We start from the raw sequence: 11,626 nt of genomic DNA on the forward strand, positions 1-11,626 counted from the left end.
GACCCTTATAGAGGAAGCTGATTTTGAAATCATCATAAGAAAAGCAGGCTTGACAAAAGACACCCAAGAGGTGTCCCTTTCTGCTCCTAACCGATACGCTGTTGTAACAAATCACTCAAGCTAATTGTCTTATGTACAAAATAAGATGGAGACACACAAGAACGTGAGAGCGATTATAGAAAGCCCAATCTAAGAGGCTGCTCCGAAAAGTCAATCCATTGACCAGGGGCCAAGCCTCTTTTTTTTGCCTATTTTCAATGATGAGCAAATTCAGCGGAGCTTAGCATCTGATGACATGGTCATGAAGTAAGCAGAACCAATCAAATTGCAAATTGCCATAGAGTCGTCTCGCTACCTATACTGAAGCCGAACAAACGGAAACAAGTCATCGATAAGGGAGGAGTAAGATGGGTGACACGGCTAAAGTGCTGGTGATCGGAGCCACCTTCGCAGGGATTGGATTGGCCCGGAGGTTAGGATCGCAAGGACTGCTAGTGGAGCGGACGATGCTGGTCGGACATGAATTTATCAACAGCTATCGCCCGGGTCACAATTGGAACCGAACTCCGCGGTCAACATTAACGGAACAGCTGCGCGAGCAATGGGTCAGTCGGAGCTTGTTGAATGAGGCGGGCGGGGTGCACTTAGGGGGATTGGCGCCTACCGTCCACAAGCTGCTGCTTGAATCTCGGCAGCCGATCCGATTAATGACCGAGGTTCTCGAAGTGAGGCCGAGATCGGAAGCCGGTTATGAGGTGACGCTGCTTGACGCAAGCGGAATTCGCTGCATTTGCGTGGAGCAAATCGTGGATACTACTTCGGAATGTCGTTCGGCGGGAGGAAAGATGCCGCTGGGGTCCAAGTTCATCGGGGCCGTGCTGCATCGGGAAACGGCAAGCTCCGCAGAACAATCGCCCGATATCCCTGCAGAGCATGCGGAACTTGTTACTTCAGGATTGTTCGCATCCGAAGCGTATCTGCAATTTCCGGTTGATGCCTCGTCCACCTGGGACATGGCGCGGGATCAGTTGCATCACTATTGGAAATCGAGACCTGAATCGCTCAGACAATGGACAATCGCTGCAATGGCAGACATGTTTTCAGTCCGGACTCAGGCACAGCACGTCAAGCTAGGGGAAGGTTGGATATGGATGCCGTCATGTGGGTTTGATAATCCTCTTCACGCGATGGATGAAGGTTTTCAATACGGAGAAGAGGTGCTGAAGCATGAACTTTCATTATCGTGAGCAAGGCTCCGTAGCTGTAAAGTCGAACGAAGATCGAATTGAATTTTCGGATGACTATGATGTGATTGTTGTCGGCCTGGGAACGGCCGGAGCCATCTCCGCGATTACGGCCGCTAACAAAGGGCTACGCGTGCTAGGGTTGGAACGACTTAACTCGATGGGAGGGGCGGGAACAAACGGAGCGATTGTAGGCTATTATTATGGCTCGCAAGGCGGGCTGTTCGAATCGATCGATGAGGAGGCCCGAGAGCTTGAGGGAATTGGCTACACGAAGTCTCGAGGGGTCAACGCCGAAGTCAAAAAGTACGTGCTCGAGCGCAGAGCCATAGATGCCGGAGTTAGCGTTCTATATGAATGCGTGCTTATTGGCGTCTACATGGAAGGCACATCCGTGCACGGTGTACGTTGGATAGGACCAAACGGCGCTCGGCAGGCAAGCTGTCGAATCTTGATTGATGCTACCGGCGATGCCGATGTGTGCGCCATTCTTGGTGCCGAAATGTATGCAAGCGGCAGACAGCTCGACGGGAAGATGCAGCCCTTCTCCCAGCCTGTCATAGCCATTCGCAATCAATTGGTCTCTCCTTTCTATTGCGACCATGGCTATGTAGATCAAACCAGCCAAGAAGATCTGACTCGAGCCATCATCCAATCGGCATGTATATTTAAGCACTTGCCGGACCAGTTCAATGAATCGATGAAGTTCTTGAAGCTCGCACCGCAGTTAGGCATTCGAGAAGGACGATTCATTCTGGGGGAAGAGCAAGTAACCTTTGCCGATGTTGTGGCCGATCGTCAATCTGCAGAACCGCTCTTTTATGCGTATTCGAATGTGGACAATCATGCCAAAGACATCGCCTTCGAGAGTGAGCTTCAGCAGGATTGGGCAGTAGCTGCCAGCTTGTGGGGTCTTACAGTATCGGTCCCCATTCCACTGGGTGCGCTTGTTCCCAAAGGCTTCGACAATGTGCTTGTAGCGGGACGCTCCCTTGCCATTGATCATGATTTGGCTGCTTGCGTGAGGATGAAGCGCGATATGCAGAAATGTGGGGAAGCTGCTGCTTTGATCGCCTATCTGGCGCTAGATCATAGAATTCCGGTCAGGCATGTACCCTATGATCAACTGCGTCCCCTGCTTTTGGAAAACGGATGTTTGCGGCCTTCCAATCACGTAGGGATGAAGGATGGCATGTCGGTTGGGGAAGACAATACGAATCAAAAAGTGTCTTGGCTGACGAGCTTCGAGCTTATTAAGGAAGGGCTGGGCGGCGATAAGTCAGGTGTCGCGATTTGGTCCGCTCGCAGACTCGGGTCGGCTATTCATGGGACACTTAAAGAATGGCTAAGCCAAACTACCGCCGATCAGCAAAATCTGCGTAAAAACTTGGCATTCGCCCTGGCCTTGCATGGGGATGAGGCGGCCATTCCGATCTTAAGGGAGTGTGTGAGAGAACGAGATCCTTACGTGCCTAAAACCAGCCGAAAATACAATCAGGTGAGAGGATACGCGGCCATCTACCTGTTAGGCAAGCTTGGCGACGTGGAGATCGTTCCGGAGCTGCTGCGAATTATGCAGCAGCGGGAACAGTTTATTAATCAATCTACGGACGTTGAATTTATTAATCATAACGATGAATACTTTTTCCAGTACTTCTCTTTTTCCTTAATGGCACTCATACGTATCGCTGATCGGCACCCGGGAATCCGAGTTCAGCTTCTTGAAACCGTCGTTCCCCTTGTAGAAGATCCCGATTTTTCCATTCTCGTAACCATGAAGCCATCCAAGGATATGAATTACGATATGGCCGATACCATCCGAAATATCGTGAGTAAAACAGCCGCTTCTTGGGAATCCAAGGTCGGAAATGCGCGGTCTGCCCCATAATGTCATCAAATGCAAGGCAGCTTGAGGATTGCTAATAGATTTTTATCCGCTCAGAGTTTACTCTGAAGAAAATTAACGATTGAAGGAATAGACAAAATGGAGGTCAAACCAATGAAAAGGCAATTAACCGTTATTTTGACTGTGACAATGGCAGGAAGCCTGCTGGCCGGATGCTCATCCAATAGCAATAGCGAGGCTCCAGCCTCGAGCGCACAGCCATCAGCGGCTGTTCCGATCAAGCTTTCCTATTGGGTGCCGCTTAGCGCCGATATTACCCGAACACTGAAAAATTATGGAGAATCCTTGTTTTTCCAAGAATTAGAAAAAAAGACCAATGTGAAAGTTGACTTTCAACATCCGGCTCTTGGCACCGAGAACGAACAGTTTAACTTGTTAGTCGCGTCCGGGAATTTGCCTGACGTAATCGAAAGAGATTTCACCACTTATCCAGGCGGTCCCGAGAAAGCGATTGCAGATAAAGTGGTGATCAAGCTGAATGACATCATCGATAAAAATGCGCCGAACTTGAAGAAGTATTTGGCCGAACATCCTGATATTAAGAGGGAGATTAGTACGGATGACGGCAGCATTTATGTTTTCCCCGGAATCGGGATCGGCAACAATGCGGTATCCGCGGGGATGGTGCTGCGCAGGGATTGGTTGGATGAGCTCAAGCTTGAAGTGCCGGTCACCATGGATGATTGGACGAATGTGCTAAGACAGTTCAAAGAAAAGAAAAATGTAAAAGCACCGCTGACGATGAGGCTGACCGATTTCAGTCGCGAACTATTTAACGGTGCCTATGGGATTGGATGGAGTTTTTATCAAGAAAACGGCAAAGTCAAATATGGACCCTATGAAGCGAATTACAAAAACTATTTGGCCCAGTTAAACAGCTGGTACAAGGAAGGTCTGCTTGACCCGGACTTCGCCACTCAAGATGCCAAGTCCCTGGATGCGAAAGCGGTGAATGGCACCTCAGGCGCATTCCATGCCTTTATCGGCAGCGGGATGGGGAAATATTTGAACGCCGCTCAAGGCACCTACGATCTTGTAGGAGCGCCGTATCCCGTTCTTCGCAAGGGAGAAGAGCCGCGATTCATCAACAAGCCTTTCGATTACCGGGGCGGTGGCAGCGCAGGGATTACGCCTGCCAATAAATATCCGGCCGAAACCGCCAAGTGGCTGGATTACCTCTATTCCAATGAAGGGCATATGCTGAAATCGTTCGGGGTAGAAGGGTTAACGTACACGATGGTGAACGGATATCCCAAGTATACGGATTTGATCATGAACAATCCTGACAAGCTCTCGGTTGGTGAAGCCATGGCCAAATATTTGCGCGTTAACGCTGCTTCCCCTGGATTCGTCGGCGATGATCGCTACATTGATCAGTATTACCCGCTCAAGAGTCAGAAGGACGCTTCGATTACTTTCAGCCGGCATCAGAAAAATGCGGAAGCCATCCTGCTGCCTCGCGTGACGCCAACCGCTGCGGAAGCAAGCGAGCTGTCCACGATCTTGTCCGAAGTGAAAACCTATCAGAGCGAAATGTTCTTGAAGTTCATTATGGGTGTCGAGCCGCTTGCCAATTTTGACAAATATATCGCTCAAATGAAGTCTCTCAAAATTGAACGAGCCATCGCGATCCAACAAAATGCATTGGAGCAATACAATAAGCGCAAATAGAAAAAGGTTCACTTCAGGCAGAGCCTACAGATTGCTGTGTTACTCTGCCTGAACTCCTTTATTAGGCCGATAGGAGTGTGCATCATGAGAAGCGTATTGCAGGATTATCGCAAGCACAAATATTTATATTTCATGATCTTGCCGGTTGTTGTTTTTTATGCCTTGTTTCACTATGTACCCATGTATGGATCCATCATCGCCTTCAAGGATTACCGGATTGCAGACGGATTTCTTGGCAGCCCCTGGGCAGGCTTTCAGCATTTCACTACATTTTTTAACAGCTACTATTTTTGGAGGCTTCTCAAAAACACCCTGCTGCTGAATTTATATTCGCTTGTCTTTGCCTTCCCGGCGCCAATCCTGTTCGCCCTCTTGATCAATGAAATAGGAGGACGCCTATTCAAGAAAGCGGTGCAAACGATTACCTACCTTCCTCATTTCATATCGCTGGTCGTCATTTGCGGAATGATCAATCAGTTCGTGGCAAGAGACGGCGTGATCATGGATATCCTGGTCTGGTTCGGGATGGATCGGACTGCGCTGCTGGGGCATCCCGAATTTTTCCGCACAATCTATATTGCTTCCGACATTTGGCAGAGTGTGGGGTGGGGATCCATCATCTATTTGGCTGCAATCACCGGGATCAATCCAGAATTGTATGAGGCATCTCGGGTCGACGGAGCAGGGAAGTGGAGACAGACTCTCAATATTACGCTGCCCGGCATCGCACCGATCATTATTATCCTGTTCATTCTGAAAATCGGGCACATGCTGGATGTAGGATTCGAGAAAATTATCCTTCTGTATAATCCCAGCACTTATGAGACCGCTGACGTCATCAGCACTTTCGTCTATCGCAAAGGGCTTGGCAACTCATTTGAATTCAGCTACGCTACAGCCGTAGGATTGTTTCAATCCGCGTTGAATTTTTTGCTGCTCATCATAGCCAACAAGATTAGTCGAAGACTGAGCGAAAGCAGCTTATGGTGAGGGAGAGATACAAGTGAAACCGAACACGATACGAAGAGGCAATGGTGAAATTGCTTTCCAATGGCTTAACATAATGTTCATGAGTGTGATGATCGTCATTACCTTGTATCCTTTCCTATATGTGCTCATGTCTTCGCTCAGCGATTCCAAACTGCTCCTGGCCCACACAGGTATGTTATTGTGGCCGAAAGGATTTACATGGGAGGCCTACAAGCTCGTTTTCCAGAATCCGAATATCCTGCGCGGGTATGCGAATACTTTGTTCGTTGTGACTGTTGGCACGACCATCAACTTGCTTATGACATGCCTGGGAGCGTATGTGCTATCTCGCAAAGGGGTTCCATGGACGAATACGATAATGCTGGCTATTGTTTTCACGATGTTTTTCTCCGGTGGCATGATTCCTTCCTATTTGCTGGTGAACAACTGGCTGCACTTGGGCAATAATTTGTTTGCACTCATCATCCCCGGGGCTATCTCAACATGGAATTTAATCGTCCTTCGAACATCATTCGGTTCCATTTCCGAGAGTTTATTCGAATCGGCGAGGATGGACGGAGCCCATGATTTCACTATCCTCGCGAGAATTGTTGTCCCGTTATCCCTTCCCGTGCTGGCTGTTATGACTTTGTTCTACGGTGTTCATCATTGGAATGCCTGGTTCTCATCCATGCTGTATCTGAGAGATCGCGACCTGTTCCCTCTGCAGCTCATTCTTCGGGAGATTCTGATCCAGAACAGTACGGAATACATGACTAGCAATTCGTCTGCAGGCGAAATTGAAACTGTCGGAGAAAGCATCAAATACGCAACCATTATGGCGGCAACGCTGCCGATCCTGTTCATTTATCCTTATTTGCAAAGATACTTTGTAAAAGGTGTTATGATAGGATCTATCAAAGGATGACAGCTATGTAAAACCAATATGGCAGCGGAGAGTGGTTGCAGTGTTCGGTCTGAAAAAAAACAGCGTCATATCCCGATGGATTCGATCGTATGCGATCGTGCTATTCATTCCTATTGCGATCATGTTTGTTACCTATTTTCAGACCCGGCATGTAATCGAAGAAGAGATCAATCGCGCCAACCAATCGCTGCTATCCCAGTTCCAGCAAGATATGGATAAGCAAATTGAATATGCCTACCGGTTAAGCGAGGTCATCTCCATTAATTCCAAGGTTCGTCAGCTTATGCAAATACAGGGCGCAATCGTTCCGGAGGATCGGATGGCGATGGTGAACGCATTAGCGGATTTCAAGGTTTACAACAGCTCCAACCGATACTCTTATCGCTTTTATTTGTACTTTCACAAAAGCAATTTCATCCTGACGGAGTCCTCCTACTATGAACCGGAGGTATTCTACAAGACGATGCAAGCGAACTCGGGATTGTCCTTCGAGGAGTGGAAGCGTTTTCTTGGCCAGATGTACCGCGGCCAGTTTTTCTCCATGCACCCTGATCACGGACAGAAAGCCGAAGGAATCCTGTTCGTCCAAACATTGCCTCTAGATGATCAAAGCGGTCACCGTGCTACCCTGGTGATTGAGCTGAATAACCAGAGCCTGCTCGCAGCCATGCAAAATATTCAATCCTATAATCAAGGGAATGTATATATTCTTGACGGCGCCAATCAACTGATGGCTACATCGGAGGAAACGAAGCCGATGTCCGATATGTTCGACGGCATGATTGGCGAAAGAGGGACGATTCAGCGTCAATTGGACGGCGAGGATGTAATTATCTCCTATATTCAGTCCAAAATTACAACTTGGAAATACGTTTATGTTCTTCCTTCGGAATTATATAGCCAAAAAGCGGAATACGTTCGCAACCTCACCGTGTTAACGCTGATTATCTCCATCGCAGTTGGAGCCATCCTCGCCATCCTGTTGGCGAGACACAACTATTATCCTCTGCAGCAGCTTGTACGTTCTGTTGCGGCCCGCTCCAGGCTAGACCACGGAGTTACCATCAATGAATACGATTTTTTGGAAGAAGCGATTGAGAACACCATGGACATCAACAACCAGATGAACCGGATGATCGAGAAGCAAAAAACCGTGCTGCGCTTCAATTTGCTGGTTCGAATTCTGAAGGGGCGCTTGGGGCAGGACTTCCCGGTTCTTGACGCCATGGCGGATTATGGCATGAAGCTGCGGTCGGATCATTTCGCCGTGCTGCTTTTCTACTTGGAGGACTTTAGCGGAATCTTTCACAAGGACGAGACGGATGCGGAGAAGAAGAGGGAGCTGGTCCATCTCATTCTATCCAATATTGTAGAGGAGATGGTCGGACAGAAGTATCAGGGTTGGATGACCGAGATCGATGAAATGCTCGCCTGCATTATTAATCTGGAACCGGATGTGTCGGCCGAGGAAGCCAAACAAGAACTGACTCGTATCACGGAAGAGGCTCAGCGGTTCATTAGCGGTCGATTCCATATCTTCTTCACGGTTTCGGTGAGCACGGTCCGAAGAACCATTTCCGAACTGCCGACCGCCTATCAGGAAGCTTTGGACGCCATGGAATACAAAATGGTGTTCGGTACCCAAACCGTCATTTTTTATGATCAGATCCAGAGCTTCAATCGTTCGTACGTCTACTCTCTGGAGAATGAACAGCAGCTGATCAATCACGTGAAAGCCGGAGATTTCGAGCACGCCAAGCGCATCCTTGATGAGGTCATCACCCATAATTTAACCGATAAAGGCTTGTCGATTGACATGGTGCGATGTCTGATGTTCGATATCATCAGCACGATGATGAAAGCGGCTATCGAAGTGAATCTGGATCAGACTGAGCTTTATATGGATAACATGAAGGCAGTCGAAGAACTGATGGACGGTGTTACGGTTACGGCCATGACGGATCGGATGATCGTGTTTCTGGAAAAAGTATGCGATCATGTTCATGCCAAGAAAAGAAGCCATAATTTCCGCCTCAAAGAGAATGTGCTTGAGTTTATCAATCGCGAGTTCCGGGATCATAACCTGAGCATTACTACGATTTCGGATGAATTCGATATCCATCCCTCCTATTTATCGCGTTACTTCAAGGAACAGGTCGGGGAATCCTTGACGGACTACATCAATAAGTTTCGGGTGAATAAAGCGATTGAGCTGCTGAAGGATGACAACATCTTGATCAAGGATATATGCGATCTTGTAGGGTTCTATAGTATTAGTACATTCATTCGACTGTTCAAAAAATACGAAGGTGTGACTCCAAGTGTGTATAGGGAAAGCAGAAAAAATAGTTAGTACCCATTCCGATGCGAAAGAAGGTATCTTTAATGGACAACCCGTCTCGCTTGCCAGCCTTCAAGCCGCTGTTGCCGCTGGTATTCGCCCTTATCGCCGCGTTTGTCGTTTTACTGCTTCCTCCTCAAACAGCACGAGCCTACACGGACCCCAGCAACATGACCGACGCTTCCTTCTTTGACAAGCTCAATCTTGATTATCCCGGTCTCGAGACGGTCAAGACGAACGTTGCCGCTGCCAACTACACGGCCGCGAAGACAAACCTGTTAAGCTATTTTCAGAACCGCACCGCCCCCGTTTACTCCCCGGTCGGCACGACACCTTCCGGAGGTCCGATGGAATCCAGCCCGGACGATTTGGTCAACTACATTTTCACGATTCTCGGAGAGACCAAGGACTTCAGCGGACCCGGCGGCATCCAATGGGATGAGTCTTGGCCGGGCGGCTCCTGGTCGAACGCCTCGTTCAATGACAGATTGCGTGATTTTCTGATGTACGGCATTCTTGCTCCCGCGTACAATGCGCTCTCTCCCGGCGATCCGAAGCAAATTACTTACTCCGACACATGGATGAAGTTCGCCCTGGAGTTTATTTCCGACAAAGGAAATGCGAACATCGCCGAGGTCTTCCTGGACATGGCGAAACGGCTGACCAGCTGGAACATGGCCTACTCGGTATTCCGGAACAGTCCATCAATCGATGCGAACGGCAATGCGGCCTATCTGAAGTACATCTGGCAGATGGCCGACTACGCATATACGAACATCGAAACGACATACAGCAGCAACTGGTACGCAAGCATCGCCCGCTCGTTCTACGTGACCGGCGTCTACTTTCCCGAATTTAAGGATGCAGAGAACTGGCGGATGCGCGGCGAAGGAGCAATGAGCAAGTATATGAACAAAAACATCAAGGGCGACGGCATGAACATTGAGCCTACGGAGAACTACCATCTGTATGCCCTGCAGTTGGCCAATACGATTCAGAAATTCGGGCAGCTCAACGGCTATTCTGACGTGCTGAAGGATTCCAAAGAGCTGCTCGAGCGCAGCGCGGAATTTACGATGGACGCGCTTTTCCCGGACCTGGAGGAAGGGCCGATGATCGGGGATTCCTCTGATAAGGAGTTCAAACCCCACAGTGTCTTGAGCAATTTTGCTACGATTTACGGTCGTTCGGATTTTGAATACATCGCCACTCGTCGAGCTAGCGGGACCGTGCCGGCACATACATCCGTCGTCTATCCGAACAGCTCCGCGATCATGCGAACGGGCTGGAACGACAACGACAAGTATATGTACATCGAGAATGGGGATACGGATTTCGCGGGTGGTCACAACCATCCGGACGACCTGAGCCTCGTCATGTACGCTTACGGCAAACGGTTGATCGCCGACCCGGGCGTTTACACTTACGATTCACCAAACACGGTGGGGAGTTGGCTGAGGAGAACCACGGAAGCCCACAACACGGTCGAGGTGAACAACACCAAACAAAGTCTGGGGAACCACAAGCTGAACAAATGGATCACCAACGATGGCTTCGACTTCTACGACGGCCAACACGACGATTATACGCCGATCAACCACAACCGCAAAGTGTTTTTCGCCAAGCCGGGCTACTGGATCGTGTCCGACGTGATGACAGGCAGCTCGAGTGCCAACACGTACGAGCAGCTGTGGCACTTCCGCCCGAATACGCTGGGCCTGAACGGGACTACGAAGGCAGTGACGACGCAGTTCGCCGGGGAACCGAACGTGAAGATCGTGCCGGCTGATCCGACTTCCATTACGGCGGCGGTTCGGAACGGGTATTATTCGGATACTTACAACTCCTATTCGTCGGCCCAATATGTAGCCTACACCAAATCAGCGACGGGCAGTACGTCCTACGACACCGTGATTTTCCCCGAGGATACCGGGCAAAACCACAATGTGACGGTGTCGCGCCTCGCGATGTCGGGCGTTAATCCTTACACCGCTACGGCGCTGACGATTAATCTCGATTCCGGGAATAACGGGAATGTGGTCACCTACTATCTCTCCCACGAGACGACGCACCCAACTCGCAGTTTCGGGACATACGGCTATAACGGCGAGCTGGCCTATATCGAGAAGACGTCAGGCGGCAATCTGAGCCAGATTTCGATCAATGAGGGCAGCCTGTTGACGGACGGGGCGACGAATCTCGTCTCGGCCACCGGCACAGTTCAGAACTTGTCGGTGAAGTATAGCGGCACGACACTGCAGCTGTCCAGCAGTGAAAAGCTCGCATTTGCAGTCACGATCTACGCGCCCGGAGTGACGTCCGTGACGTTCAATGGGGCCGGCATCGGGTTCACGACGGCGGGGAATTTCATCACCGTAGCGGCGGCCGGAGCGAGCGCGGCCTCGACGGTGTTGACGGATAGCTTCGACGAGGATCCGCCGACGAACTATTCGACGGACGAGTACTACAACTTCGAGAGCGGTTCGGCGGCCGGCTGGCAGCCGGTTAGCGGGACATGGAGCGTCGTGACCCAAGGCGCGGGCAAGGTGTACCGCCAGACGGACGAC

Annotated in this window: 7 protein-coding genes; all 7 read left to right on the top strand. The window is 49.8% G+C overall.

The features are described from left to right. Window positions 1–407 precede the first annotated feature (407 nt). Entirely contained in the window at window positions 408–1,247 is an 840-nt protein-coding gene (locus tag PKO02S_RS29845) for a hypothetical protein (RefSeq protein WP_127588664.1), read from the top strand. Next, window positions 1,228–3,132 carry an FAD-dependent oxidoreductase gene (locus PKO02S_RS29850; RefSeq protein WP_127588665.1) on the top strand — a complete coding sequence of 635 codons (1,905 nt, stop codon included), beginning with the start codon at window positions 1,228–1,230 and terminating at the stop codon, window positions 3,130–3,132. Before PKO02S_RS29845 ends, PKO02S_RS29850 begins: the two co-directional genes overlap by 20 nt. A gap of 111 nt (window positions 3,133–3,243) precedes the next feature. Then, window positions 3,244–4,821 carry an extracellular solute-binding protein gene (locus PKO02S_RS29855; RefSeq protein ID WP_164821767.1) on the top strand — a complete coding sequence of 526 codons (1,578 nt, stop codon included), beginning with the start codon at window positions 3,244–3,246 and terminating at the stop codon, window positions 4,819–4,821. 84 nt (window positions 4,822–4,905) lie between these two features. After that, complete coding sequence (locus tag PKO02S_RS29860; RefSeq protein ID WP_127588667.1) at window positions 4,906–5,811, top strand: ABC transporter permease; 906 nt, start codon at window positions 4,906–4,908, stop codon at window positions 5,809–5,811. Between the two features lie 73 nt (window positions 5,812–5,884). Next, window positions 5,885–6,718, top strand: coding sequence for a carbohydrate ABC transporter permease (locus PKO02S_RS29865; protein WP_127588669.1), 834 nt, complete (start codon window positions 5,885–5,887; stop codon window positions 6,716–6,718). Window positions 6,719–6,758: 40 nt separating this feature from the next. Further along, window positions 6,759–9,071 carry an AraC family transcriptional regulator gene (locus PKO02S_RS29870; RefSeq protein WP_127588668.1) on the top strand — a complete coding sequence of 771 codons (2,313 nt, stop codon included), beginning with the start codon at window positions 6,759–6,761 and terminating at the stop codon, window positions 9,069–9,071. Window positions 9,072–9,103: 32 nt separating this feature from the next. After that, window positions 9,104–11,626: alginate lyase family protein (locus PKO02S_RS29875; protein WP_164821768.1), on the top strand; the 2,523-nt coding region annotated here is incomplete at its 3' end.

Source organism: Paenibacillus koleovorans NBRC 103111, from assembly GCF_004000845.1.
In the GTDB taxonomy this organism is placed as follows: domain Bacteria; phylum Bacillota; class Bacilli; order Paenibacillales; family NBRC-103111; genus Paenibacillus_AA; species Paenibacillus_AA koleovorans.